This is a genomic window from Leptospira idonii, assembly GCF_004770995.1.
In the GTDB taxonomy this organism is placed as follows: Bacteria; Spirochaetota; Leptospiria; order Leptospirales; family Leptospiraceae; genus Leptospira_A; species Leptospira_A idonii.
In genome coordinates this window covers 263554-290212 of sequence record NZ_RQHW01000047.1, presented here as the reverse complement: position 1 = coordinate 290212, position 26659 = coordinate 263554, and the positions used below count along the sequence as shown (strand labels likewise).

Below are 26659 nucleotides of genomic sequence, written 5' to 3'. Positions count from 1 at the left end.
TTAAAAATCTCTCATTCCGAAAGACAAACCAAGGGATTGTAGTTTTGCTTTCAATTCTTGTAAACTTTGTTCACTGAAGTGTTTTGACTTAGTCATCTCTTCTTCAGATCTTTTTACCAGCTCGCCGATAAAATCAATTTCTAGGCTGCGAAGAACATTCGTAGCACGAACGGAAAGTTCCAATTCCTCTACGTGTTTAGAAAGAGAAGCTTTCAATTTTTCATCAGCTTCGTCTAACTCTTCTTCTTCTTCTTCGATCTCTTCTTCGAAATTGATGAATACGGTCAAATGGTCTTTTAGGATTTTAGCAGCTTGAGCCACTGCATCTTCCGGAGATACGGAACCGTCTGTCCAAACTTCCAAAGTGAGTTTTTCGTAGTCGGATCTTTGCGCAACTCTCGTCTCGGAAACTTCAAAAAGAACTTTTTGAATCGGAGAAAAGATAGAATCGATCGGGATCGTTCCTAGAACTTCGATGTCTTTCTTTTTATCCTCTGCAGGAACGTAACCTCTTCCTCTTTGGATCTCCAAATCAAGGATTAGGTTAGCATCTTCGTTCAAAGTAGCGATATGAAGATCAGGGTTCATGATCTCGATGGAAGAATCCACAGCAAGATCCCCTGCTCTGAAATAACCAGCACCTTTCAATTCGATATGAATGACTTTGCTTGCTTCTTTATCTTCCGGCTCGTATTTGATACGAACTTGTTTTAGGTTAAGGATGATACGTGTTACATCCTCTGCAACACCTTCGATGTAAGCAAATTCATGAGTTACACCTTCGATGCGAATTGCAGATATTGCCGCACCTTCAATCGAAGACATAAGTGTTCTTCGTAGAGAATTGCCTATCGTTGTTCCAATTCCTCTTTCAAAAGGCTCAGCAACAAACTTACCATAATTAGGAGTATTCACATCTGTAGTGAATTCGATTTTTTTTGGTCTTTTAAAACCTTTTAGTAAATTCTTTGGGGACAATGTCGTATCCTTCTTCTCTAGATTCGTTAGCTTACTTAGAGTACAACTCTACGATGACCTGTTCTTTCACTGGGATGTCGATATGCTCTCTTGTTGGAAGAGAAAGAATCTCTCCTGTGAATTGAGAATAGTCTACGCTTACCCAAGATGCCGTTCTATTGATTGCTTGCGCAAGTTTGATGTTTTCTTCAATAAAAGCAGATTTTTGGAACTTATCTCTGATTTGGATTTTATCTCCAACATTCACTCTGTAAGAGCAAATATCTACACGATGACCGTTTACTAAAACATGTCTGTGTGCTACGAAGTTTCTAGCTTGTCTTCTAGTTACCGCATAACCCATACGATACAAAACATTGTCCAATCTTCTTTCCAAGAATTGGAGAAGGTTTTCCCCAGGAATCCCAGGAGTGTGAGAAGCTTCTTCAAAATAACGACGGAATTGTTTTTCAAGAACTCCATACGCTCTTTTTACTTTTTGTTTTTCACGCAACTGAGCGCCATATTCAGTTACCTTTCCTTTTTTCTTAGGAGGTAGACCTGGCGGGTATTTTCTTTTTTCTAAAGATGATTTCTCTTTGTGAAGAGTGTGACTGTTTTTAAGAAAGAGGTTCAGTCCCTCTCTTCTCATTAACTTTACAACGGGTCCTCTATAACGTGCCATAAATGATTTCCTCTATCCCCTTACTAAACTCTTCTTCTTTTTCTAGGACGACATCCGTTGTGAGGAAGCGGGGTTACGTCCTTAATCAATTTGATTGACAATCCCTTTGTTGTGAGGGAACGAATCGCAGATTCTCTTCCGATTCCGGGACCGGAAACCATTACGTCTACTTCAGAAAGTCCAGTTGCTTCGATTGCTTTTTCAGCAGCATTCGTTGCAGCGATTTGCGCTGCATAAGGAGTGGATTTTTTAGATCCTCTGAACCCCATCATTCCGGAAGAAGACCAGGAAAGAACATTTCCTACCATATCTGTTACGGAAACGATCGTGTTGTTGAAAGAGGCTTGGATATAAACTTTCCCTCTAGGAACGTTCTTCTTCTCTTTCTTTTTTACTTTCTTGGTATCTTTTTTGCCTTTTGCTTCTTTCTCAGCCATGAATGATTCCTCTACTACTTAACAGCCTTTTTCTTGTTTGCCACAGTCTTCTTCACACCCTTTCTAGTACGGGCATTTGTACGAGTTCTTTGGCCGTTGACCGGAAGACCTCTTCTGTGACGAAGGCCTCTATAACAACCTACATCCATAAGTCGTTTGATGTTTAGGTTTACTTCAGAACGAAGATCCCCTTCTACTTGATATCCTTCTTCAATGACTCTACGGATCGCGGCTTCATGTTCGTCCGTTAAGTCCTTTACTCTAATGCTTTCATCGATCCCTGCTTTTTTAAGGATCTCTTGAGAAGAAGTCTTACCTATTCCGAAGACATAAGTGAGACCGATCACAATTCTTTTGTTTGATGGTAAATCAACACCCGCGATACGTGCCATATATTCTTATCTTTGCCTTTGTTTGTGTTTTGGATTCGTGCAGATCACTCGGATCACACCTTTTCTGCGAATGACTTTGCATTCCGGACAGATTTTTTTAACTGATGCTCTTACTTTCATAATTTTCCTATTTCTTTCTGTAGGTGATTCGACCCTTAGTTAAATCATAAGGAGAAAGTTCTACTGTCACTTTGTCTCCAGGTAGAATTCGAATGTAGTGCATTCTCATCTTTCCAGAGATATGTGCCAACACCTTGTGGCCATTTTCCAGTTCCACTCTAAACATAGCGTTCGGGAGGGGTTCCAAAACGGTTCCGTCAATGGTAATTGCTTCTTCCTTTGCCAGGGTGATTCTCCTATTGAATCGATTTTAAAATAGAATCGGTGATTTGTTCCATACTTCCCAAGCCATTGATCTGCCGAAGGATACCTGTTCCCTTATAAAAATCGATCAGGGGCAGAGTCTTTGTGTTGTAAGTATGCAGACGGTTTTTGATGGTCTCTTCGTTGTCATCCGAGCGCCCTTCTTTGATCGCTCTACCTAGCAACCGTTTCACCAATTCTTCATCGGGAACGTCTAAGTTGACAACGGAGTCGAGCTCCATGCGAAGCTCTTTGAGGATTTCCGAGAGAGCCTTTGCTTGCTCCACCGTCCTAGGAAATCCATCCAGTATGAATCCACTCGCACAATCGGATTCGACCAAACGATCCCGAATAATGCCGATAACGACAGCATCCGGAACTAGGTCTCCTGCGTCCATATATTTTTTCGCTTCTAAACCCATTGCAGTGCCATTTTTTACAGCACTACGAAGGATATCTCCCGTAGAGATTTGAGGGATTTTGAATTTTTCTTTGATGATGTCTGCTTGCGTACCCTTCCCTGCGCCGGGAGGTCCCATAAAGATCAGTCTTTTCATGAAATTAAACCCTTCCTTTGATTTTAGTCTTTTTCATAAATCCTTCGTAGTTTCTCATCAAAAGTTGTGCTTCGATTTGTTTCAAAGTTTCCAAAGCGACACCTACCATGATTAGAAGCGAAGTCCCCCCGAAAGTATAGACCAATGTTCCTCCTCCGGTATTAGAACCAAGGTTGAGGAATTTAATGATCAAATAAGGGGCAAGAGCAAGTCCTGCTAGAAAAAGAGCACCTGGAAGGGTGATTCTATTAAGGATCTTCTCGATCATTTCTTTGGTTTGTGTTCCAGGACGAACTCCAGGAATGAACCCGCCGTATTTCTTCAAATTGTCAGCTAACTCTTGTGGGTTGAACTGAATCGCAGTATAGAAATAAGCGAAGAAAATGATCAGGGAAGTATAAATGACGAAGTAAAATAAAGAGTGGTACCAAATTTGGGAAAATGGATTGAAAAAGTCCATAATCACTGCCCAACCTGCCCACTGTCCTCCTTTGGAAGACAACCACTGAACAATCGTTTGTGGAAAAAGAATCAAGGAAGATGCGAAGATGATCGGCATTACGTTCGCACTGTTCACTTTGAAAGGAATGGACTGGCTGCGAGCCTGAACCATCTTACGGCCTACCATTTGTTTTCCGTAATTCAAAGGAACTCTTCTCACCCCTTGTGTTAAAATCACAGTAAGAGCGATTAGAATGATGAAAATAAGAAGTAAAATCAAAACGGAAAGTGCATCAGAAGTATCGGAAGTAAACATGGAAATGAGAGCTTCCGGCATACGACCGATGATACCGGCAAAGATGATGAGAGAGATTCCGTTTCCGATTCCTCTTTCCGTAATTTGTTCTCCGAGCCAAATCAAAAGAACTGTTCCTGTAGTGATGGACAACATCGCCAAAGGAAGGAAGTAAGCTTCTACCGAAGGATTGATAAGGCCTGGATATTTTGCAGGCTGATTGCCGGATCCAGTGGACCAGGAATTTGCCAATTGGATCACAGCCAAAGACTGGATCGCGCAAAGAATCAAAGTTCCGTACTTAGTGTACTGTTGAATTTTTTTTCTTCCCTCTTCTCCTTCTTTTTGCATTTTTTGCAAAGAAGGGATGAGAACCATCACAAGTTGCATTATGATGGAAGAAGAAATATAAGGCATGATCCCCAAAGCGAAGATAGAGAATTTAAGTAATGCTCCACCCGCAAACAAATCCACCATTCCCAAAAAACCTTCGTTCGGGTCTGCTGTGATTCCAGTTACAATGACACTGTTGATTCCAGGAATGGTCACATGAGTTCCCATTCTGAAAAGCAACAACATGCCGATTGTAAAAAATATTTTGGATCTTAATTCTGGAATTCTAAAGATGTTTGCGATTGTTTGAAACATTGTTTAATTATTTTTTCTCTACTTTATTCTTCTCTCTGAGAATCACCTTTCCACCAGCTTTTTCGATTTTTTCTTTTGCTGAAGCGGAAAACCCGTCTACAGTGATTGTGATCGCCGCAGTAATTTCGCCAGTTCCCAACACTTTGATGAGTCCTTCTTCGGACTTAATCAAACTTTTTGCTTTTAGAATCGCAGGAGTTACTTCACCGGATAGACCCGCTTTCGCAAGAGCTACCAAATTCACCGGTTGAAATACTTCGGAGAAAATATTAGTGAATCCTCTTTTCGGCAAACGTTTGTGAAGTGGCATCTGACCACCCTCAAACCCTCGCTTCATGGAAGATGCACGAGCTCTTTGGCCTTTGGATCCTCTTGTGGAGGTTTTTCCCATTCCGGAACCAGGACCTTGTCCGACTCTTTTGGGAGATGTTTTTGCACCGGCAGGTACTGGAACTAGGTTTTTGTTTCCTAGAGAAGTGCTTTTTTTAGCTCTTTTTTTTCCAAAGCCTCTGCCTTGTTCAATTCTTTCTGATTGTGCCATCTAATTATACCTTATCTACTTTCAGCAGGTAACCTACCTGACGAAGCATTCCCTTCAATTGAGGAGTTACTTTGTGCTTTCTGGATTGGCCTTTTTTCTTCAGGCCAAGAGCGATCAAAGTCTTCTTATGAATCGGAATGATACCGATAGAACTTTTTTCTTGTGTAATCAATACTTCTTCCATACCGGACTACCTTTTATAAATCTTGACCGAACAAGTGTTTGAGGCTCACTCCACGGCGTTTTACTGCCATAGAAGGAGTTTCCAATTGTTGAAGAGCATCCATAGTCGCCTTTACGATGTTCATCGGGTTGGAAGAACCCCAAGACTTAGTCAAAACGTCTTGGATTCCCGCTCTTTCCAAAACGGAACGAACGGAAGCTCCAGCGATGATACCGGTTCCCGGAGAAGCCGGTTTCAAGATCACTCTTGCAGATTTGAAGCTGCCGATCACATCGTGAGGAACAGTATGTCCGATGTAATGAATGGATTTCAAATTTTTCTTAGCGGACTCGATGGACTTACGGATTGCATCCGGAACTTCATTTGCTTTTCCGAAACCGATTCCCACTTTACCTTTGGAATCCCCTACTACGGAAAGTGCGTTGAAGGAGAAACGACGTCCCCCTTTCACTACTTTCGCAACACGGTCGATCTTTACGACTTTCTCGGTAAATTCTTTCGTTTCTTCTTCTAGGATCATACTCATATATTAGAACTCCAAACCGCCTTCTCTTGCCGAATCAGCGAAAGCAGCGATACGACCATGGTAAACCATACCGGAACGATCCAAAACCACTTGAGAGATGCCCGCTTTTTTCGCTTTGTCGGCAATCAATTTACCCAATTGAGTTGCAGCAGACTTGCTCTTTTTAGAGTTCTCATGTTTAGGAAAGTCTTTCTCTTGCGTTGTAGCGTATGCAACCGTAACACCTTTGGTGTCATCAATTACCTGAGCAGTCAAATAACGATTGGTTTTGTTGAAAACCAATCTAGGACGGCCAGCTGTAGCACGAATCTTATAACGAACTCTTTCTGCTCGTCTTTCTCTTTGAATGTTCTTTGCTGTCTTGTTGATCATAACGACTTACTACTTCTTACCGGTCTTTCCGGCCTTTCTACGGATGTACTCATCGCTGTATTTCACCCCTTTTCCTTTGTAAGGCTCAGGAGGTCTTTTAGAGCGAATGTCTGCTGCTACTTGGCCAACCAATTGGCGGTCAATGCCCGATACTTTAATTTTAAGCTGATCCGCTACATCGATCTTGATTCCCGCAGGCTCAGGGAAAACAACCTCGTGAGAGTAACCTAAGTTCATCACAAGATCTTTTCCTTTCTTTTGCGCACGATAACCAACTCCGGTGATTTCCAGGTTTTTTTCCCAGCCAGTAGTTACACCTTTTACACTGTTCATCGCAAGGGATCTAACGAGCCCGTGCAATGCGACTGTCTTTTGGTCTTCACTGTTTCTAGTAAAAACGAGTTCACCGTTTTCGATCTTTGCAACAACACCTTCGTAAATAGGGGTTTTTAGTTCCCCTAAAGGCCCTTTAATGACCAGGCTTGTCGCATCAGCTTTAACTTCTACCTTTGCAGGCAATTTAATGATACTTTTTCCAACTCGAGACATTTGTAATGATCCTTTGTAAGATTAGAACACCTTACAAAGAACTTCTCCTCCTACTCTGAGTTTACGGGCACGTTTTCCGGTCATCACTCCCTTGGATGTAGAGAGGATGAGTGTCCCGATATTGTTTCTAAAGGGACGGATTTCGCCGGATTGAATGTAAACGCGTCTACCAGGAGTAGATACTCTTTCAATCATACGAATCACCGGTTTTTTCTCCGTATCGTATTTCAATTTCACTTGAAAATCATCAAAACTTCCGTTTTTTACGGTTTGGACATCATCCAAGAAACCTTCTTCTTTCAAAAGGTCTAGGATGGATTTCTTAATTTTACTTCCCGGAATCACACACAACTCGTGTTTCGCTTGTTGTGCGTTTCTGATGCGGGTTAGCATATCTGCAATAGGATCTGAAAGACTCATTTATAATAACCTTTCCTATATTCTACCAGGAGGATTTTTTCACACCGGGGATCTGAGCTTTACTCGCTAGATCTCGGAAGCAAAGACGACACATATCAAAGCGGCGCAAGTATGCGCGCGAACGACCGCAAAGAGGGCAACGATTGTACTCTCTCACTTTGAATTTTTGCTTTTTGGCGTGGCGTTCCATCATCGATTTTTTCGCCATGACTCTCTCCTACTTACCTGCAGCTGTTCGGTAAGGCATACCGAAAGCCTGGAATAATTCGTACGCTTCTTTGTCTACTTCTGTATTCGTAACAAAGGTGATGTTGATTCCGTAGATCGTATTGATTTTATCAAATTGGATCTCAGGGAAAATGATTTGTTCCTTCACGGAAAGGTTGTAGTTCCCTCTTCCATCGAAACCTTTTGGGTTGACGCCGCGGAAGTCACGAACCCTTGGAAGCGCCACGTTGATGAAACGATCCAAAAATTCATACATATAGTTTCCGCGAAGAGTTACCTTACAACCGAGAACCATACCTTCTCTCACTTTGAAACCAGCGATTGATTTCTTTGCGAAGGTCTTCACCGGTTTTTGTCCGGTGATTTGGCCGATTTCCACAAGGCAAGCTTCCATAGCTTTTGGGTTGGTGTGAGCCTCTCCCATACCTACGTTGATTACGATTTTTTCTAACTTAGGCACTCGCATCACACTCTTGAATCCAAGCTGCTTTTGCAGACCTGGGCGAATGTCCTTTTCGTATTTTTGTTTAAGCCTAGGTACCATGATTATACTTCTTTACCTTCCGGACGAGTGACTCGGACAGTTTTACCATCCTTTTTCAAAAAGCCAATGCGTACAGCCTTAATTTTCTTCTTAGGCTTCGCTTTGTTGTCCAACTTAGCATCGTGGAACATTACGTTCGATAAGTGAATCGGGAACTCGATCTCGATGGATCCGCCTTGCGGGTTTTCTTGAGTCGGTCTCACATATCTGCGTCTTTTATTAACGCCTTCGATATAAACGCGGTCTTTTCTTTTATCGATCGCGAGGACTTTTCCTTTTTTGCCTTTTTCTTTTCCCGCAATCACAAGAACTTCATCGTCCTTTTTGATTTTGGTTTTTTTGAATTTCGTGGGTTCTGATCCACGGTATGCTAACTTAGCAGCCATTTAGAGAACCTCCGGAGCAAGTGAAATGATTTTCATGTATTTTTTATCTCGGAGCTCTCTAGCTACCGGTCCAAAGATACGAGTTCCTTTCGGATTACCTTTGTCGTCGATGATTGCTACTGCATTATCATCGAATCTGATATAAGTACCATCTGCACGGCGAACTTCTTTTTTAGTTCTCACCACAACGGCTCTTTGAACTGCCTTGTTGTGAACCTTCTTTCCTTGTCCGTCACGCAGACCGTAAGCAGGTTGTGCATCTTTAACAGCGACAATGATTTCATCGCCGATTGTGGCATAACGTTTCTTGGAACCTCCAAGAACTTTTACGCACATGACTTTTTTTACACCCGAATTGTCGGCAACCTGTAAAATAGTTTCTTGCTGGATCATACTAGTTTCGCCTTCTCAACAACTTTAACAAGTTTGTGATGTTTTTGCTTCGATAGAGGTCGAGTTTCCACTGCGATCACTTTGTCCCCTACTTGGCATTCGTTTTTCTCATCGTGGATTTTTACACGAGAGGTTTTGGTCATAATCTTTTTGAATCGAGGGTGTACTTTTCTTGTAACGATCTCGATCACTACGGTTTTATCCATAGCATCGCTCACTACTACACCTTGGATGGTTAAAGATTTTTTTAAGTTCTTAAGTTCCATAACCTACTTCTTCTTACCCTTGCTCGATTTCGAAGCCGCAGCAGCTGCTCCAGCCTTAGGCTGAATTCGTTTCAACTTACCTTGAGCTTCCAATTCTTTCTCACGAAGAACTGTCAGTGCCTGAGCCACTCTTTTCTTTTGATTGCGAATCAATTTCGGGTTTTCAAGGGATCTTGTCACACCGAACTGGAAACGCGCTTTTCTCACTTCCTCAAGGGAAGATTGAATTTCTTTTTTTAATTCATCCGAGGATAAAGAACGAAAATCGTCTTTCATAGAATGTTCCTCTTTACAAATGCAGTTTCAACTGGCAGTTTAAACGCTGCTAAGTGAAGTGCTTTTCTTGCTGTTTCTTCATCGATACCAGCCATCTCGAAAAGAACTCTTCCTGGGCGGATCTCAGCAATCCAGAACTCAGGATTTCCTTTTCCTTTACCCATCCTGGTTTCAGCAGGCTTTTTTGTGATAGGTAAATGAGGGAAGATACGAATCCACAATTTACCGCCTCTTTTCACCTGACGGTTGATAGTAATCCTTGCTGCTTCGATTTGACGAGCAGTGATTCTACCGGACTCAACTGCTTTTAAACCAAATTCCCCAAAAGCAACATAAGAACCTCTTTCGTCCTTACCTTTTAGGCGCCCTCTTTGGCGTTTTCTGAATTTAACTCGCTTAGGTGCTAACATTTTAGTTTCTCTTTAACAGTTCTTAACTAGTTCTTCTTTTTACGGCGTATTTATCTTCATCAGATTCTTCTTTTGTAGGGAAGAAATCGCCAGTATAAGTCCATACCTTCACACCGATCTGACCGAAAGTTGTGAGAGCTTCTTTGAATCCGAAATCGATTTTGGCACGAAGAGTATGAAGAGGAACTCGTCCTTCCATATACTTTTCTGTTCTCGCCATATCCGCACCGTTCAAACGTCCGGAGATTTGGATTTTAACACCCTCTACTCCACCACGCATAGCACGTCTTAGCTCAGCCTTCATAACTCTTCTGAAAGGCATCCTTTGTTCGATTTGCAAAGCAACAGTTTCAGCGATCGCCTGAGCGATGATCTCAGGTTTTTTGACTTCGATGATGTTCATTCCGATCGGTTTGTCCGCCATCTTCTTCAATTCTTGCTTCACTGCTTCGATGTTCTGTCCTTTCTGACCGATCACCATACCTGGTTTAGATGTATGAAGATTGATATTTACTTTTTCAGGGAACCTTTCGATTACGATTTTCACCACAGATGCGTTTTTAAATTTCTTTTGGAGAAATCTACGGATCTTGATGTCCTCATGCAGGTTTTTAATGTAGTCTTGTTTGGAAAACCAAACGGAATCCCAATTTCTAGTGATTCCTATACGAAGACCGATTGGATTTACTTTTTGGCCCATACCTTAGCTTGCCTTCTTCTCTATCTCTGAAACAACCACGGTGATGTGGCTCAAACGTTTACGAATTCTGGATGCACGACCTCGTGCTCTTGGTCTGTATCGTTTCATGATAGGACCGTCATCGATGTATATTTTTTTGACAAAAAGACTTGCAGGATCGATTTGATCGTTCATCTGGATTGCGTTCGCAACCGCAGAATTCAAAAGATTGATGATCATTGAACTTGCGGCTTTGTTCGTAAAACGAAGAATATCGATCGCTTCTTTGTAGTCATAACCTCGAATTTCATCAGCAACTAGTCTTGCTTTTCTAGCTGAAATTCTTACGTGTTTAGCAACTGCTTTGGCTTCCATTTCTCTACCTATTTCTTCGCTACTTTTTTGTCCCCGCCGTGACCTCTAAAGGTACGAGTCGGAGCAAATTCACCGAGTTTATGACCGATCATGTTTTCGTTCACATACACAGGAACAAATGCCTTACCATTGTGAATCATAACAGTATGCCCAATCATATCAGGGTAGATTGTGCTTCGGCGAGACCAAGACTTGAAAGGGTTCTTCTTTCCTTCCGAGTTTAGTTTCGTAATTTTTTTCATGAGGTGGTCGTCTATGAAGGGACCTTTTTTTAAGCTTCTAGCCATGGAATCCTAGATCCTACCTGTTTCTATTTTTCTTACGTCTTTGAACGATGAATCGATCAGACGGTTTCGTCTTACGAGTTTTATAACCTTTCGTCGGTTTACCCCAAGGAGTCACTGGATGACGTCCACCGGATGTTCTTCCTTCCCCTCCACCGAGTGGGTGGTCAACAGGGTTCATTACAACACCACGAACTTTAGGACGTTTTCCTAACCATCTATTTCTTCCCGCTTTTCCGATGATCACTTGGTTGTGGTCTTTGTTGGAAAGTTCTCCGATGGTCGCTACACATTCTTTACGAACTTTGCGAACTTCAGAGGAAGGAAGTCTGAGACTTACATAATCTCCGTCTTTTGCAGCGATCACCGCAAAAGAACCTGCGGTTCTCGCGATTTGGCCGCCTTTCCCGATATGCAATTCGATATTATGAACGTTTGTTCCTGCAGGAATTTTATCCAACGGAAGGGTATTCCCCAATTTGATTTCCGCAGTAGGACCGGAAACAACCTTGTCCCCTACTTTCAATCCATGAGGAGCAAGAATGTATCGGTATTCTCCATCCGCATAACAAACAAGAGCGATGAATGCAGAACGGTTTGGATCGTATTCAATCGTTTTTACTGTCGCAGGGATTCCGAATTTGTTTCTTTTGAAATCGATGATACGGAACTTTCTTTTGTTTCTTCCACCCTTTCTACGAACTGCAATTCTACCTTGGTTATCTCTACCAGCTTTGTAGGTAACATTTGCAGTTAAAGGTTTATGGGGAGTTACTTCTGTGATTTCTTTAAAATCAAGAACAGAGTAAAATCTGGAAGATTGCGTTGTTGGTTTTAATTTTCTAATTCCCATTGTTAAACCTTAGCGAAATCCAAATTAGCACCATCGGCAAAAGTAACGATTGCTTTCTTGAAGTGAGGTCTTGGAGAAGGCATGTTACGAAATTTTTTCATTTTACCGCGGAATACAGCAACATTCACAGATGTAGGAACAGCTCCATACATCTTCCTTAATGCTTGTTTGATGAGAGTCTTGTTCGCATCAGGATGAACTTTAAAAGTATATTTTACAGTTCTTTTTCCCAAACGCTCACCTATGGATTGAAGATCCTGAGACTTTTCAGTGACTACGGGGGAAAGAATCACATTCTCTAAATTCACTGCATTACCCTTTTTTCGAATACTGAGAAAGGAGCTCGTTTAGAGCGCTTTCAGAGATTACTAAATTATTATTGTAAAGAATGTCTCTGCAAACGACACGTTTGCTGTTTACATACTTTAAGTTTTCAATGTTACGAGTGGATCTTTTCAGGAACTGGTTTTCTCCAGCGACAACGAAGCCGATGTTTCCTTTTTCTGCAATTTCCATTTTTTTAAGGATATTGAAGATCGACTTAGTAGAGTAACTAGATGGCTCTACATCTTCGATGATGGAAATGCGGTTTTCTTCCGCTTTCTTGTTGAGAATAGAAAGCACAGCCTTCTTTTTCACTCCACGAGAAAGGTTAGAAGAATAGTCTCTTGGTTTTGGTCCGTGGATGATACCACCGCCCACGAAATGAGGCGCTCTGATGGAACCTTGTCTTGCTCTACCCGTTCCTTTTTGCGCCCATGGTTTTTTTCCACCACCACGCACTTCGGAACGATCTTTTGTAGAGTGTGTTCCCTGACGAAGGTTTGCATTTTCTGCTTTCACTGCGTCATAGATGGCACCAAGAGAAATACCTGTTTCAAAAAGCGCTGCAGGTAACTCTACTTCGCTTACGAACACGCCTTCTTTATTGTATTTACGTGCTTTCATATATTATCCTAGTTATCCGATTTTCTCGATCGTTACGATGGAACGATCTCTTCCCGGAACGGAACCGGAAACGAAAACCAAATTTGATTCTTCCTCGATTTTAACCACTTTCAGGTTTCTTACTGTGCTTTGAACATTTCCAGTACGACCACCCATCTTCAAACCTTTGAATACACGGCCTGGAGTTGTGTTGGATCCGATGGAACCAGGGTGTCTTTGGAATCTGGAACCGTGACCTTTTGGTCCGCCCGCAAATCCGTGTCTTTTTACGACCCCTTGTGTTCCCTTTCCTTTGGATGTTCCGGAAACCTTAACTGTATCATTCAATGTGAATACATCGGAAAGTTTTACTTCCGAACCTAACGTTGCTGCATCGAAACCTTCGAATTCAGCAAGATGTTGTTTTGGGCCGATGTTTGCTTTCTTTAAATGGCCGACTTCAGCCTTAGAAAGATTCTTTTCTTTAGCATCATCAAACGCTAGTTGAACGGCATCATAACCGTCGTTTGCGGCTGTCTTGACTTGGGAAACAAAACAAGGACCCACACGCAAAACGGTTACGGTAACCATTTTACCTTCGTTATTAAAGATGTGGGCCATGCCCAATTTTTCTCCGATTAAACCTTTTGCCATGGATCCTATCCTTAGGATTTAATATCTACTGAGACTCCAGCGGGGAGTTGAAGCTTCATTAAAGCCTCTACAGTATCTTCATTAGTATTTAAAATATCTATGAGTCTCTTATGAGTTCTCATCTCGAATTGTTCCCTAGCTTTTTTATTCACGTGAGGAGAACGTAACACCGTGTAGATTTCTTTTTTTGTAGGAAGCGGGATAGGACCGGAGACAGTTGCTCCAGTCCTTTTCGCTGTCGCTACGATTTCATAGGTTGATTGGTCTATCAACCTATGATCGAAAGCTTTTAACTTAACGCGAATTCTTTGTCCAGCCATTTGGATTACTCAATGATCTCCGCAACAACACCCGATCCGATGGTTCTTCCACCTTCACGAATCGCAAACTTGAGACCTTGATCCATCGCAATTGGGTGAATCAATTCAATTGACATTGTTACGTTATCACCTGGCATAACCATTTCCATTCCACCAGGCAAGTTACAAACACCAGTGATGTCAGTAGTTCTGAAGTAGAATTGTGGGCGATAGTTGTTGAAGAAAGGAGTGTGACGTCCACCTTCATCTTTTGTAAGAACGTAAACTTCTGCTTTAAACTTTCTGTGAGGAGTGATTGTTCCTGGTTTCGCAAGAACCTGACCTCTTTCGATGTCTTCTTTTTTAGTTCCACGAAGAAGTGCACCGATGTTGTCTCCAGCTTCTGCTTGATCCAAGAGTTTACGGAACATTTCAATACCGGTAACAACAGACTTGGTTGTATCACGGATACCAACGATTTCGATTTCGTCGTTGATTTTAAGAACTCCCTGCTCCACACGACCGGTTGCAACAGTTCCACGACCAGTGATCGAGAAAACGTCTTCAACAGGCATAAGGAAAGGTTTGTCCACAACGCGAGTAGGGTTTGGAACGTAAGAATCTACAGCTTCCATCAATTTTACAATTGATTTCATTCCTAGATCAGAATCTTCACCTTCCAATGCTTTAAGAGCAGAACCGTGAACGAAAGGTGTTTTATCACCAGGGAAGTTGTATTTGTTGAGAAGGTCTTTGATTTCTTCTTTTACCATCTCAATCATGTCTTCTCTTTCGTCAGCGGCAAGCATGTCTGCTTTGTTCAAATAAACTACGATGTAAGGAACACCTACTTGGCGAGCCAAAAGAATGTGTTCTTTCGTTTGCGGCATAGCACCATCAGTAGCAGATACTACAAGAATGGCAGCGTCCATCTGAGCCGCACCGGTAATCATGTTTTTTACATAGTCCGCGTGACCTGGGCAATCAACGTGTGCATAATGGCGGTTAGGAGTTTCATATTCTTGGTGGGAAGTAGCAATAGTGATCCCACGAGCCTTTTCTTCTGGTGCGTTGTCGATTTGGTCGTAAGCAATCGCTTTATTCTTTCCACCGACTACTTTTGCTAATGTTGTAGTAATAGCAGCAGTTAGAGTGGTCTTACCATGGTCAACGTGACCAATAGTTCCGATGTTTAAGTGTGGTTTTGATCGATCAAATTTTTCTTTAGCCATTTTTAGAATCTACTCCTCAATCGTGGTCCGGGACCCGATTCGGGTTCTTTACTCCTTTAGAACTGCATAAAATTCAGAGGTAAAAGCAGTCCTTTCCCAGGAAATGCCAATCCCTTTGGTCATGTTTCTAAGAGCCCCTGAAAAGCCAAGCATGTTTTCCGCCGATGCCGTGGCTTTTAAATGGCTCTTACCAGCTCGTTCCTCTTCCACGGAGTGGATTTTCGCAGAACGGCGGTTTAACTCAGAAAGAACTACACCCAGATGGTTTGCATCCACGGAAATTTCCACTTCCGTCAGAGGACCGACCAGCTTGGTATTCTCATGAAACAAATCCTTTAGTCCTGAATGGACGGCGACCTTCAGCAAAGAGGGCAGAAACTCTTTGTCAGGAGGTGGCAATTGAAACGAAAGGACAGTAAGCCTTACGCCAATTACTTCAAAGCCAAAGAAACCATACGAGATGGATTCATAAAAGGCAGTTTCAATCGAGTTTTTTACTTCTTCCGGAAGACTTACCTCGAAGGCAATTTGCTTCGAAAAATCGGCAGTATCTTCCAGGACTGCGGTGAGCGTACCACTTGACTTTGTTTCTTCAAAGGCACGATGCTCTAGTGCAACCTTAGAGGACATTTTTTTCAAACGCTCAAATCTGGCAATGTTTATAGAACCGATTTGCAATTTTTTTTCGGTATTCTCAAGAAGCCTTTTGGTCCCTACCTCTAAATGGAGCTCCCCTCTTCCGAAAAATCGAATCTGTCCGGTATCCTCTTCCAAAGAGAAATGATACCCTGGATCTTCCCAAATCAATTCCTTTAAGCGACATAACCAGAAGTCTTTTTCAGAAGAAAGCTCAGGTTCCAGACGAATGGAAAAAGGACTTCTCGAAAGATCTCGGGACAAAGAAACACTCTTTTCCGCATGCAGATCTTCTCCTGGAATGGCGGATAGATTCTCATCTGCCCAGACCATATACAATTGTCCTTTTTGCACGGAAGTAATCTTTCCCTCCTCTTCTCCGGAATAAGCGGATTCGATTCGATATGGCTGAGAAGGATCCGTATTTTGAAACGGAAAGGAAAGATCTTCTTTGGGGAAAAGAACGATATAATTTCGATTTTGTGCATTCGTCCTTCGAGAGAGAACGAAATTTGGATTGGAGGAAGTATCCGTATCTTTCGGATCTACCCAACACAAAAGGTCCAAAAGTTCCCTAACGCCTACACCTTGTTTTGCGGAGCCTCCGTAAACAGGGAATAGCTTTTGAGCCTTGGGGCCTGTTTTTAAACCGATAAAATCGTATCTGGTTTTCCCATCGGGATCGTTCCATGCGGAAAGAAGAAGTTCATCCGACCATTTAATTAAATCTTCTCCTGTGGACTTAGGAAACAGATGAGAGGAATCGAAATAATGTACGAACGTTTCGTCCTTTCGATCAAAAAGAACCACGGGGGCAGTTCCTAAGATCTCCTCCAAAGAAACGAGAGAATCCAGATAATCGTCTCCGAACTTATCCAATTTATTGATAAAAAAGAGAATGGGGATATTTGCCGCAAGCAGCTCTTCAATCACAAGCCTTGCCTGAGACTGCACTTCACTCCCTCCTTCCAAAACTACGATTGCAGTTTGAATGGCAGGAAGGATGTCGGTGATTTGATTTCTAAAGTCGATGTGACCGGGAGTGTCCACAATCTGAAGGATGAATTCTCCGAAACCTGTTTTCCAAGGAAGAGAATGAAAGGTAGTACGAATAGAGATTCCTCTTTCGATTTCCTCTTTTAGAGTGTCCGACTCAGTGGTTCCGTCCTCGATCGATCCGGCTGCGGTTATTTTTCCCGCTTCGAATAAGATTCGTTCGGTGAGGGTGGTTTTTCCAGAATCGATATGTGCGAATATTCCGACGGTCAGGTAGCGCATAAAAATAAAAAAGCCGAGCGGTTAAACTCGGCTTATCAATCTCTTTAGAATCGAATGTGATCGGATTACCAGCGATAATGAGAGAATGCTTTGTTGGCATCCGCCATCTTTCTGATATCTTCTTTTTTCTTAATAGCAGAACCGGTGCCTTTTTGAGCTTCCATAAACTCTGCAGCCAATTTGTTCTTCATAGATTTCTCGTTTCTGTCACGGCTGTAACGGATGAGCCATCTGATTCCTAGAGCCAATCTTCTTTCCGGACGAACTTCGATCGGAACTTGGTAAGTCACCCCACCCACTCTTCTGGATTTTACTTCCACTTGTGGTTTTACGTTTTCCAAAGCTTCTGTAAAAACTTGGTAAGGATCCTGACCTGTCTTTTTGTTGATGACTTCCAAAGCATCGTAGAACACGGATTCTGCGACGCTTTTTTTACCGTCAACCATCAGACAATTGATGAATTTTGTGATAACTTTATCATTGTATTTTGGATCGCCAATGATAGGACGTGGATCTACTTTTCCTCTTCTTCTTGACATATATAAACTCCCTATTATGCCTTAGGACGCTTAGCGCCGTATTTAGAACGTCCCTTACGACGTTTGTCAACACCAAGAGTATCCAGTGTTCCACGAATGATATGATAACGAACCCCTGGTAAATCTTTTACTCTTCCCCCGCGGATCATAACAACGTTGTGTTCTTGCAAGTTGTGTCCTTCTCCAGGGATATAAGCAGTTACTTCAATTCCAGTTGTTAAACGAACCCTTGCGACTTTTCTAAGAGCCGAGTTCGGTTTTTTTGGAGTGAAAGTCATTACTCTAGTGCAAACTCCTCTTCTTTGAGGGCATGCCTTGAGGGCAGGAGACTTAGTTCTTTTCTTTTGTGCGTCTCTTCCGATACGGATGAGCTGATTAATTGTAGGCATTCGATTCCTTCTTAAACTCTTTATCTATCTACGTGTTTATGCCGTTTTCGTCCAAAATTCCAGAAACCCTCATTTTGTAAACGAAAACCTAAAAATTACTGGTCGGGAGACGACGATCTAATCGTCGTCGTCCTCGTCATCAGAATCATCGTCCGAGTCGTCTTCCAACTCATCTTCGTCTTCATCATCCTCTTCCACTAAACGGGAAAGGGTAGCTGTGGAAACAGGTGCGGATTCAGGAAGTTCGGAAACTTCTTCCTCAGCCTCTTCTTCTTCCACATCCCAGTCCAAATCTCCCGGAAGATCTTTGAAAACTTCGATGTCTCTGTATTTTTTCATACCGGTTCCTGCAGGGATCATATGTCCGATGATCACATTTTCTTTCAGACCCATAAGATTGTCCGTTTTTCCTTTGATGGCAGCGTCCGTCAAAACCTTGGTGGTTTCTTGGAAAGAGGCCGCAGAGAAATAAGACTCGGTATTCAAGGATGCTTTCGTCAAACCGAGAAGGATAGGACCGGATTGGGCAGGGCTTCCCCCTTCCGCAATCACTCTGTCATTTTCTTCTTGGAATTGGAATTTATCCACTTGTTGCTGATTTACGAACGATGTGTCCCCGCTATCGGTGATCACCACTTTACGAAGCATCTGGCGAACCACAACTTCGATGTGTTTATCGTTGATATGAACCCCTTGCAGACGGTAAACTTCCTGAACTTCGGAAACCAAATACTCATGAAGTGCATTCGATCCTTTGATACTCAAGATATCGTGCGGATCGAAGTTTCCTTCGTCGATCTGATCCCCTCTTTTTACGAAATCCCCGTGACGAACACGGATTTGTTTACCGATCGGGATAGCCACTTTCGCCTTTTCTTGGTCCGGAGAATCAGGAAGAATATAAAGAATTCTTTTTTCTTTAACGATCTCACCGCGATCTTCGATCTTACCGTCTAACTCTGCTAATGTGCAGGCGTCTTTCGGACGTCTTGCTTCGAAAAGTTCGTCTACACGAGGGAGACCCCCGGTGATATCTCTTGTTTTCTCTGCAACAGACGGGATTTTGAAAATGATATCCCCTTCTTTTACCTTGTCTCCGTCCTGGAATTGGATGAGGGCATCCACAGGAACAGAGTAAGATTCGGAACCGATGATGATTTTCGGAACCAAACGATCTTTCTTTTGTTCGATCACTTTTAGAATGATGTTGGATGTTTTAGGATCCACATCTCTTCTTACGTTTTTACCGATTTCAAGATCTTCCCAAGTGATGGTTCCCGAAAATTCGGAAACCGCGATTTCGTTATAAGGGTCAAACTCACCCAAAGGTTTGTTCTCTTCTACGATTTCGTTTTCAGAACATTTTAAAACGGTTCCGATTTTCACAGGAATGACAACGTCATCTCCCAAAATTCTCAATAAAGTACCTTGTAAGGATACGGAACCAGGTTGGTCGGAAGTGACCATTTGTTCTCCGTTTTCAGTGAGTTGAGTTCCGAATACTTCCCCTTTTTCCAATCTTTGTCCGTCTGTTACACGAACGTTGGAAAGTTCCGAAGTTTGGAATTCCTGAACCAATCTTTGAACGATGATGGTTCCTCTACGGGCAAATACCTTGTTTCCGTTTTGGTTTGTCACCAAACGACCGTTTACTGATTTTACTAAAGAGCGATAAGGAACTTTGTGCTCTTTCTCTTGGATGGTTGCGGAAGCCGCACCCCCAACGTGGAACGTTCTCATCGTAAGCTGAGTTCCTGGCTGACCGATCGATTGAGCGGCGATTGTACCCACTGCTTCTCCGATTTCCGCAGGAACCAGTCTTGCCATGTCCATACCGTAACATTTTGTACAGATACCGTGGCGAGAACGGCAAGTCAGAGGAGAACGAACATGGATCTTGTCGTATCCTAAGTTCTCGATCTTTTGACCGATCGCACGAGTGATGAGAGTGTCTTTCGGGAAAACAACTTTCTCAGTAACCGGATCCACTAGATCTTCTGCAGTGTATCTTCCGAAAACACGATCCGCAAGAGATACGATGATGTTCTCCCCTTCTTTCACAAGACCTAGGATGATGTTTTCTTTTGTTCCACAATCTTCTTCGGATACGATCACGTCTTGGGAAATATCCACAAGACGACGAGTGAGGTAACCGGCATCCGCAGTTTTCAAAGCGGTATCGGCAAGACCCTTTCTCGCACCGTGCGTAGAGATGAAAAATTCTAGGACTCCTAATCCTTCACGGAAGTTGGAACGAATCGCAAGTTCGATGATCTCACCGCTCGGTTTCGCCATTAGGCCCCTCATCCCTGCCAACTGACGGATCTGTTGTTTCGATCCACGGGCTCCGGATGCGGCCATTACGAAAACAGGGTTGAACCCGCCTTGGTCTTTTTCCAATTCCTTAAACATACCGTCGGTGATTCGATCGTTGGTTTTCGTCCAAATTTCGATTACCTTTTTACGGCGTTCTTCGTTTGTGATGATACCTTTACGGTATTCCATGTCGGCCTTTTCTACTTCTTTGTTTGCATCGCCCACCAAACCTTCTTTTTGAGGAGAAACTCTGATGTCTTCGATGGAAATCGTAGGAGCGAAATAAGTCGCATATTTGTATCCGAGCCTTTTGACTTCGTCTAGCATCACTACAGTGATACCAGGCCCGAATTTTTCATAAACGTCTGCGATGATTCTGTTGGTTTCTTTATCACCCAAAGTTCTGTTTACGTAAACATAACCTTTAGGCATCACTTGGTTGAAAATCAATCGACCAGGAGTGGTTTCGATGATTTTACCTTCGTGAAGCACGGAGATTTTGGAACGAATTTCAACTGCTTTGGATTCGATGGCATACATCACCTCTTCCAAACCTGTAAAAAATTTCCCTTGTCCTTTTCCGTCTTTCACTTCGGAAGTGAGGTAGTAAATTCCAAGTACGATATCTTGAGTCGGTCCGCAGATCGGTTGTCCGTTCGCAGGATTCAAGATATTGTGAGGAGAAAGCATAAGCATCCAAGTTTCCAACTGCGCTTTAGGAGCGAGAGGAACGTGAATCGCCATTTGATCCCCGTCGAAGTCGGCGTTGAATGCGTGACATACGAGAGGGTGAAGTTTAATCGCTTTTCCTTCTACAAGGATAGGTAAAAATGCTTGGATTCCCAATCTGTGAAGAGTAGGAGCTCTGTTCAAAAGTACAGGGTGTTCTTTAACTACAGTGTCCAATACATCGAAAACTTCTTTGTCTTCTGTTTCGATTTTTTTCTTCGCAGATTTGATGTTTGGTGCTAATTCCAAATCAACGAGTCTTTTCATAATGAAAGGTTTGAAAAGCTCGAGAGCCATCTTTTTAGGAAGACCCATTTGGTGGTATTTCAACTCAGGACCGACAACGATTACGGAACGACCGGAGTAATCTACCCTCTTACCGAGTAAGTTTTGACGGAAACGACCTTGTTTTCCTTTCAACATGTCGGAAATGGACTTCAAAGGACGGTTTCCCTTTCCTTTTACGGTTCTTTTGCGACGGCTGTTGTCGAAGAGAGCATCCACTGCTTCTTGTAACATACGTTTTTCGTTACGAACGATGATTTCTGGAGCCTTCAAGGCAAGAAGTCTCTTCAAACGGTTGTTACGGTTGATCACTCTTCTATAAAGATCGTTCAAGTCGGAAGTAGCGAATCTTCCTCCTTCCAACTGCACCATAGGGCGAAGTTCCGGAGGGATGACAGGTACCACATCCAAAACCATCCACTCTGGACGGTTTCCGGAATCACGGAACGCTTCCAATACTTCTAATCTTTTAAAGATACGTTTGTCAGAGATTTTATTTCTATCTTGGATTTTTTGGCGGATGACACGAGCTTCCGCATCCACATCGATACGAGCCAAAAGTTCTTTGATCGCATCTCCACCGATCCCTGCGATGAATTTGTCTCCGTATTCATCTAGGTAGTTGTGGTATTCGTCCTCATCAATGAGTTCTCCTCTGTTTCTACCGGAATCAGCAGGATCGATGATTACATATTTTTCAAAATAAAGTACGCTCTTCAATTGATTGATGGTCATATCCAAAAGAAGACCCATACGGGAAGGAACAGAACGGTAGTACCAGATGTGAGAAACAGGAGCAGCAAGTTCAATATGCCCCATTCTCTCTCTACGTACTTTGGAGTGAGTTACCTCAACACCGCATTTGTCGCAAACCACTCCCTTGTAACGGATGGACTTGAACTTACCGCAGTAACATTCCCAATCCTTAGTGGTTCCGAAGATCTTCTCGCAGAAAAGACCGTCTCTTTCCGGCTTGAGAGTACGGTAGTTGATGGTTTCTGGTTTTTTTACTTCCCCGAAAGACCATTCTTTGATTCGTTCGGGCGAAGCCAAACGAATCGTGATCGATTCAAAACTGTTGTAATTTCTCATGTTCTTTCCGTACCCTTACGCGTTCTCGATGCTCTCGAATTTGATTTTCTTTTTGTTTTTCGAGAATTCATCTTCGTAATCAGAGATGTCCACTTCCAATCCTTCGGAATCTTTGATGATGATGTCCAGTGCTAGACCGCGTAACTCTTGAACCAATACGTTGAAGGATTCAGGGATTCCAGGTTTAATGGAATGAATTCCTTTTACGATGGCTTCGTAGATACGAGCTCTACCCAACATATCATCCGATTTAATTGTGAGTAATTCTTGTAATGTATGAGATGCGCCGTATGCTTCCAGAGCCCAAACTTCCATCTCCCCTAGTCTTTGACCACCGAACTGAGCTTTACCACCGAGCGGTTGTTGTGTTACTAGAGAGTATGGTCCAGTAGAACGAGCGTGGATTTTGTCATCCACCAAGTGAGCCAGTTTCAACATATAGATGTATCCGCAGAACACCGGATTGATGAAACTTTCACCGGTTCTACCGTCATAAAGTTTGAATTTACTGTTTCCTGGAAGACCCGCTTGTCTGCAGAACTCTTGAACGTCTTCTTCCGCAGCACCGTCGAATACAGGTGTTTCGAAATTGAGTCCTAGTTTTTTCGCAGCAAAACCCAATTGAGTTTCGAAGATCTGGCCTAAGTTCATACGAGAAGGAACACCTAACGGGTTAAGGACGATGTCTACAGGAGTTCCATCTTCCATATAAGGCATGTCTTCTTGAGCCATAACTCTAGCGACTACCCCTTTGTTTCCGTGGCGTCCCGCCATTTTATCCCCCACAAGAAGTTTTCTCTTGCGAGCTACATAAACTTTTACCATCTCTTCCACACCGGCAGCCAATTCGTCGCCGTTGTCTCGAGAGAATCTTTTAATATCTATAACAGTTCCTTCAAAACCGTTCGGCATACGAAGAGAAGAATCTCTTACTTCTTTCGCTTTTTCCCCGAAGATGGAGTGAAGTAGTTTGTATTCAGGAGTAAGGTCGGTTTCTCCTTTAGGAGTCACCATACCTACAAGGATATCACCCGGTTTCACTTCCGCACCGATACGGATCACACCGGACTCATCCAAGTCACGGAATGCCTTGTCGGAAAGATTCGGAATATCTCTTGTGATTTGTTCTTGCCCCAATTTCGTTTCACGAGCTTGGATCTCGAACTCTTCAATGTGAATGGAAGAAAATACGTCTTCTTTGATGATTCTTTCGGAGATAAGGATCGCATCCTCGAAGTTGTAACCTTCCCAAGGCATAAATGCCACGAGAACGTTTCTACCGAGTGCCAAATAACCTGCGTCTGTCGAAGGACCGTTCGCAAGAACAGTTCCTTTTTGCAGGATTTGACCGAAGTCTCCTAATTTTTCTCCCTTGATCAACTGACCTGCAATCGGGAACCCTACCGGCACTTCCTGACCTTCTTTTACTAAAGGAACGAATTGAGTGTCATCGGAAACGACTAGTTCGTGAGTTTCCTTTTCACCGTTGTTCAAAGTGATTTCAATTCTTTCTTTAGAAACTTTCGCAACCTTTCCTGCTTCGTAGTTATGAAGCATAGTCACGTTCGGTTTTTGATTGAAACAAGTACCTTGGTTGGTCTTTTTGAATTTAATCATCGGGTAATGAGCCACTTCTTTAGAAGAGTCTTCTTTCACCCAAATTCCCGAAGCGTCTACTTTAGAAACGACTCCGTCTTTTTTCGCTACGATACAAACACCTGCATCGTAAGCTGCTCTCGATTCAATTCCTGTTCCCACGAAAGGAGCTTCTTCGGTAAGAAGAGGCACCGCTTGACGTTGCATGTTCGAACCCATTAGGGCACGGTTCGCATCATCATGTTCCAAGAAAGGAATGAGCGCAGTAGATACGGAAACCACTTGCAGAGGAGCCAAATCCATATATTGGATTTCGTTCGGGCTTCTGAAAGGGAAATCCCCTCTGTGACGAGTAGAGATCAATTTGGATTGAAAATCTCCTTTTTCGTCGATTGCAGAAGAGGCTTGCGCCATGTAGTGGTATTCTTCTTTATCAGCTGTTAAATATTCGATTTGTTTGATGACTTTTCCGTTTTTCACCACACGATAAGGAGTCTCTAAGAAACCGTAATCGTTCACTCTGGCAAAACTGGACATGGAAAGAATCAGACCGATATTCGGACCTTCAGGAGTTTCAATCGGACACATTCTACCGTAGTGAGAATAGTGAACGTCACGAACTTCGAAACCGGCTCTGTCTCTGGAAAGACCACCAGGTCCAAGTGCGTTTAATCTACGTTTGTGGGTCAATTCCGCAAGAGGGTTGGTTTGATCCATAAACTGAGACAATTGAGAAGAGCCGAAAAATTCATTGATCACAGCAGTGATCGGTTTGATGGAAATGAGAAGCTGAGGAGTTTGTTGCTCAGGCTCTTGCACCGTCATTCTTTCTTTGATCACTCTCTCCACTCTGGAGAAACCCAATTTCAATTGGTTTGCGATAAGCTCTCCGACGGAACGGATCCTTCTGTTTCCTAAGTGGTCAATATCATCCGGATAGTAGTTTTCCGCATCGGACATGAGCATCACTAGGTAACGAACTGTCTCGATGATGTCTTCTTTACGAAGAACTCTATCTTCTACTTTTCCGAAGTCTTTAGGATTATTGAATTCGAATTTGCTATTGATTTTATAACGACCTACTACACCCAAATCGAATGTTTTGTGTGAGAAAAAAAGTCGCTTCAGTTCCGCTTCTGCGTTTTCAATCGTAGAAGGTTCACCGGGTCTCATGATCGTATGGAATTTTTTGATCGCATCTTCGTAATCGTTGACTGCGTCTTTTTCCAAACAGTTGATGAGGACAGGATTGTCTTTTCCTTTCGGAAATTCGATGACATCGACTTCTTTCACTTTCATTTCGCGAAGGATGGAGATGTTATCTTCGTTGATTTTGGAACCGGCATCGAGCATAACCTCTCCGGTTTCCATATTGATGATATCAGCAATCGTACGACGACCGATGAGTCGTTTTAGCTCTTTCGGACCCGCACCCGCAATTTTCATTTTGCTGGAACCGTAGAACAAACGTAATACTTCTTCGTTTGTTCCCATTCCCATAGATTTTACAAGAAGGGTTGCTGGGAATTTTTTCTTACGGTCGATTTTTGCGACCAAAATCCCTTTGTTGTCCATCTCGAATTCCAACCAAGATCCTCTGTAAGGAATCACTCTGGCGGAAAAAGTATCTCTCACTTGGTCATAAGAAAAGAAAATACCGGGAGATCTATGCAACTGACTGACTACAACTCTCTCAGCTCCGTTGATGATAAAAGTTCCATGATCGGTCATCACAGGCAAATCGCCCATGTACACCACTTGTTCCCGAATCTCACCGGTTTCTTTGATGATGAGTCGTATCACCGCTTTTAAAGGAGTGGCGAAAGAGGAATCTGTATCTTTACATTCCTGAGGATTTCTTTTGGGTTCTCCCAAAACATAATGACCGTATTCCATCACCATATCGTTGTTAGGACTTTCGATAGGGAAGGATTCACGGAATACAGCTTCTAAACCTTGGTTGGCTCTCTTAGTGGGATCTTTCACTTCCGCTTGGAGGAACCAATCAAATGATTTTTTCTGTACGTAGATAAGATTAGGAAGTAAATTGAGGTCGGTAATTTTACCGAAATTTACCCGCTTTCTAGTTTGCATTCGGGTATTCATGGAACACTCTCCCTAGTAACGACAAAGTATGGGTGTAATTATAATAAATGACAAAATAGAGGTGGGGACGCCTACGGCCTCCCTGCCTCTATCATTTTGAAGAAAGGGGATGTGAAATCCTGCAAGCTGGTGATTAACCGGCAGCAGCAACTTCTACTTGAGCCCCGGCACCTTCGAGTTTTTTCTTAATGTCAGCAGCTTCGTCCTTAGAAACTCCTTCTTTCACCGGTTTTCCACCAGCTTCAACAAGAGTTTTCGCATCTGCTAAACCAAGACCAGTAATTTCTCTAACGAGTTTAATTACGTCGATCTTTTTATCTCCGTGTGCTTTCAAGATAACGTTGAAAGTTGCAGGCTCTTCAGCAGCAGCAGCAGCTCCGCCCCCAGCAACAGCAGCTACAGCAACAGGTGCAGCAGCAGAAATCCCGAATTTGTCCTCCATCTTTTTCACTAGGTCAGCAGCCTGAACCAGTGTAAGACTTCCAATTTGTTCTAATAGCGCGTCAACAGACATCCTATA

The 26659-nt window shown here is 42.8% G+C and carries 36 protein-coding genes; all 36 read right to left on the bottom strand.

Annotation, left to right across the window (positions count from 1 at the left end; translation table 11 throughout):
- Nucleotides 1–978 carry a DNA-directed RNA polymerase subunit alpha gene (locus EHS15_RS13275; RefSeq protein ID WP_135761053.1) on the bottom strand — a complete coding sequence of 326 codons (978 nt, stop codon included), beginning with the start codon at nt 976–978 and terminating at the stop codon, nt 1–3.
- Between the two features lie 31 nt (nt 979–1009).
- On the bottom strand, nt 1010–1642 hold the full coding sequence (rpsD, locus tag EHS15_RS13270; RefSeq protein ID WP_135761052.1) for a 30S ribosomal protein S4: 633 nt from the start codon (nt 1640–1642) through the stop codon (nt 1010–1012).
- Between the two features lie 23 nt (nt 1643–1665).
- Nucleotides 1666–2079, bottom strand: a complete 414-nt coding sequence (rpsK, locus tag EHS15_RS13265) for a 30S ribosomal protein S11 (protein WP_135761051.1) — start codon at nt 2077–2079, stop codon at nt 1666–1668.
- A gap of 14 nt (nt 2080–2093) precedes the next feature.
- Nucleotides 2094–2471 carry a 30S ribosomal protein S13 gene (rpsM, locus tag EHS15_RS13260; RefSeq protein ID WP_135761050.1) on the bottom strand — a complete coding sequence of 126 codons (378 nt, stop codon included), beginning with the start codon at nt 2469–2471 and terminating at the stop codon, nt 2094–2096.
- A gap of 6 nt (nt 2472–2477) precedes the next feature.
- Nucleotides 2478–2591, bottom strand: coding sequence for a 50S ribosomal protein L36 (gene rpmJ, locus EHS15_RS13255; protein ID WP_002974084.1), 114 nt, complete (start codon nt 2589–2591; stop codon nt 2478–2480).
- Nucleotides 2592–2598: 7 nt separating this feature from the next.
- A complete protein-coding gene (infA, locus tag EHS15_RS13250; protein WP_012476295.1) occupies nt 2599–2817 on the bottom strand; it encodes a translation initiation factor IF-1 in 219 nt (72 codons plus the stop codon).
- A 10-nt stretch (nt 2818–2827) separates the two neighbouring features.
- Nucleotides 2828–3391, bottom strand: a complete 564-nt coding sequence (locus tag EHS15_RS13245) for an adenylate kinase (protein WP_135761049.1) — start codon at nt 3389–3391, stop codon at nt 2828–2830.
- A gap of 4 nt (nt 3392–3395) precedes the next feature.
- Nucleotides 3396–4775, bottom strand: a complete 1380-nt coding sequence (gene secY / locus EHS15_RS13240; protein WP_135761048.1) for a preprotein translocase subunit SecY — start codon at nt 4773–4775, stop codon at nt 3396–3398.
- A gap of 7 nt (nt 4776–4782) precedes the next feature.
- A complete protein-coding gene (gene rplO / locus EHS15_RS13235; protein ID WP_135761047.1) occupies nt 4783–5316 on the bottom strand; it encodes a 50S ribosomal protein L15 in 534 nt (177 codons plus the stop codon).
- A 4-nt stretch (nt 5317–5320) separates the two neighbouring features.
- Nucleotides 5321–5500, bottom strand: a complete 180-nt coding sequence (rpmD, locus tag EHS15_RS13230; RefSeq protein ID WP_135761046.1) for a 50S ribosomal protein L30 — start codon at nt 5498–5500, stop codon at nt 5321–5323.
- A gap of 13 nt (nt 5501–5513) precedes the next feature.
- Entirely contained in the window at nt 5514–6020 is a 507-nt protein-coding gene (gene rpsE, locus EHS15_RS13225; protein WP_135761478.1) for a 30S ribosomal protein S5, read from the bottom strand.
- 9 nt (nt 6021–6029) lie between these two features.
- The gene (gene rplR, locus EHS15_RS13220; protein ID WP_135761045.1) at nt 6030–6398 is read right to left on the bottom strand and encodes a 50S ribosomal protein L18; all 369 of its coding nucleotides are present in this window, start codon (nt 6396–6398) and stop codon (nt 6030–6032) included.
- A gap of 9 nt (nt 6399–6407) precedes the next feature.
- Nucleotides 6408–6947, bottom strand: a complete 540-nt coding sequence (gene rplF / locus EHS15_RS13215; RefSeq protein ID WP_135761044.1) for a 50S ribosomal protein L6 — start codon at nt 6945–6947, stop codon at nt 6408–6410.
- A 21-nt stretch (nt 6948–6968) separates the two neighbouring features.
- Nucleotides 6969–7367, bottom strand: a complete 399-nt coding sequence (rpsH, locus tag EHS15_RS13210) for a 30S ribosomal protein S8 (protein ID WP_135761043.1) — start codon at nt 7365–7367, stop codon at nt 6969–6971.
- A gap of 22 nt (nt 7368–7389) precedes the next feature.
- Complete coding sequence (locus tag EHS15_RS13205) at nt 7390–7575, bottom strand: type Z 30S ribosomal protein S14 (protein WP_108973195.1); 186 nt, start codon at nt 7573–7575, stop codon at nt 7390–7392.
- Between the two features lie 9 nt (nt 7576–7584).
- Complete coding sequence (rplE, locus tag EHS15_RS13200; RefSeq protein WP_135761042.1) at nt 7585–8139, bottom strand: 50S ribosomal protein L5; 555 nt, start codon at nt 8137–8139, stop codon at nt 7585–7587.
- A 2-nt stretch (nt 8140–8141) separates the two neighbouring features.
- Nucleotides 8142–8525 carry a 50S ribosomal protein L24 gene (gene rplX, locus EHS15_RS13195; RefSeq protein ID WP_135761041.1) on the bottom strand — a complete coding sequence of 128 codons (384 nt, stop codon included), beginning with the start codon at nt 8523–8525 and terminating at the stop codon, nt 8142–8144.
- Nucleotides 8526–8918: a 50S ribosomal protein L14 gene (rplN, locus tag EHS15_RS13190; RefSeq protein WP_135761040.1), complete on the bottom strand. Its 393-nt coding sequence runs from the start codon at nt 8916–8918 to the stop codon at nt 8526–8528. It abuts the gene before it with no gap.
- Nucleotides 8915–9184, bottom strand: a complete 270-nt coding sequence (rpsQ, locus tag EHS15_RS13185; RefSeq protein ID WP_135761039.1) for a 30S ribosomal protein S17 — start codon at nt 9182–9184, stop codon at nt 8915–8917. The genes rplN and rpsQ overlap by 4 nt, the downstream gene beginning before the upstream one ends.
- 3 nt (nt 9185–9187) lie before the next feature.
- Entirely contained in the window at nt 9188–9460 is a 273-nt protein-coding gene (gene rpmC, locus EHS15_RS13180; protein WP_135761038.1) for a 50S ribosomal protein L29, read from the bottom strand.
- Nucleotides 9457–9870: a 50S ribosomal protein L16 gene (rplP, locus tag EHS15_RS13175; protein ID WP_135761037.1), complete on the bottom strand. Its 414-nt coding sequence runs from the start codon at nt 9868–9870 to the stop codon at nt 9457–9459. The genes rpmC and rplP overlap by 4 nt, the downstream gene beginning before the upstream one ends.
- 22 nt (nt 9871–9892) lie before the next feature.
- Nucleotides 9893–10570: a 30S ribosomal protein S3 gene (gene rpsC, locus EHS15_RS13170; protein ID WP_135761036.1), complete on the bottom strand. Its 678-nt coding sequence runs from the start codon at nt 10568–10570 to the stop codon at nt 9893–9895.
- 3 nt (nt 10571–10573) lie between these two features.
- Nucleotides 10574–10924, bottom strand: a complete 351-nt coding sequence (rplV, locus tag EHS15_RS13165; protein ID WP_135761035.1) for a 50S ribosomal protein L22 — start codon at nt 10922–10924, stop codon at nt 10574–10576.
- Between the two features lie 8 nt (nt 10925–10932).
- Nucleotides 10933–11211, bottom strand: coding sequence for a 30S ribosomal protein S19 (rpsS, locus tag EHS15_RS13160; RefSeq protein ID WP_135761034.1), 279 nt, complete (start codon nt 11209–11211; stop codon nt 10933–10935).
- 13 nt (nt 11212–11224) lie between these two features.
- Complete coding sequence (rplB, locus tag EHS15_RS13155; protein WP_135761033.1) at nt 11225–12061, bottom strand: 50S ribosomal protein L2; 837 nt, start codon at nt 12059–12061, stop codon at nt 11225–11227.
- Nucleotides 12062–12063: 2 nt separating this feature from the next.
- Nucleotides 12064–12369, bottom strand: a complete 306-nt coding sequence (locus EHS15_RS13150) for a 50S ribosomal protein L23 (RefSeq protein WP_135761032.1) — start codon at nt 12367–12369, stop codon at nt 12064–12066.
- A 4-nt stretch (nt 12370–12373) separates the two neighbouring features.
- Nucleotides 12374–13009, bottom strand: a complete 636-nt coding sequence (rplD, locus tag EHS15_RS13145) for a 50S ribosomal protein L4 (protein WP_135761031.1) — start codon at nt 13007–13009, stop codon at nt 12374–12376.
- 12 nt (nt 13010–13021) lie between these two features.
- Nucleotides 13022–13642 carry a 50S ribosomal protein L3 gene (rplC, locus tag EHS15_RS13140; RefSeq protein ID WP_135761030.1) on the bottom strand — a complete coding sequence of 207 codons (621 nt, stop codon included), beginning with the start codon at nt 13640–13642 and terminating at the stop codon, nt 13022–13024.
- Between the two features lie 11 nt (nt 13643–13653).
- A complete protein-coding gene (gene rpsJ / locus EHS15_RS13135; RefSeq protein WP_108973166.1) occupies nt 13654–13962 on the bottom strand; it encodes a 30S ribosomal protein S10 in 309 nt (102 codons plus the stop codon).
- A gap of 5 nt (nt 13963–13967) precedes the next feature.
- Nucleotides 13968–15173: an elongation factor Tu gene (gene tuf, locus EHS15_RS13130; protein WP_135761029.1), complete on the bottom strand. Its 1206-nt coding sequence runs from the start codon at nt 15171–15173 to the stop codon at nt 13968–13970.
- Between the two features lie 48 nt (nt 15174–15221).
- Nucleotides 15222–17087: an elongation factor G-like protein gene (locus tag EHS15_RS13125; protein ID WP_135761028.1), complete on the bottom strand. Its 1866-nt coding sequence runs from the start codon at nt 17085–17087 to the stop codon at nt 15222–15224.
- 65 nt (nt 17088–17152) lie between these two features.
- Entirely contained in the window at nt 17153–17626 is a 474-nt protein-coding gene (gene rpsG, locus EHS15_RS13120) for a 30S ribosomal protein S7 (protein WP_135761027.1), read from the bottom strand.
- Nucleotides 17627–17640: 14 nt separating this feature from the next.
- Nucleotides 17641–18015, bottom strand: a complete 375-nt coding sequence (gene rpsL, locus EHS15_RS13115; RefSeq protein WP_135761026.1) for a 30S ribosomal protein S12 — start codon at nt 18013–18015, stop codon at nt 17641–17643.
- Between the two features lie 117 nt (nt 18016–18132).
- The gene (gene rpoC, locus EHS15_RS13110; protein ID WP_135761025.1) at nt 18133–22437 is read right to left on the bottom strand and encodes a DNA-directed RNA polymerase subunit beta'; all 4305 of its coding nucleotides are present in this window, start codon (nt 22435–22437) and stop codon (nt 18133–18135) included.
- A gap of 15 nt (nt 22438–22452) precedes the next feature.
- On the bottom strand, nt 22453–26139 hold the full coding sequence (gene rpoB / locus EHS15_RS13105) for a DNA-directed RNA polymerase subunit beta (RefSeq protein ID WP_135761024.1): 3687 nt from the start codon (nt 26137–26139) through the stop codon (nt 22453–22455).
- Between the two features lie 133 nt (nt 26140–26272).
- Nucleotides 26273–26653, bottom strand: a complete 381-nt coding sequence (gene rplL / locus EHS15_RS13100) for a 50S ribosomal protein L7/L12 (protein ID WP_135761023.1) — start codon at nt 26651–26653, stop codon at nt 26273–26275.
- Nucleotides 26654–26659 lie beyond the last annotated feature (6 nt).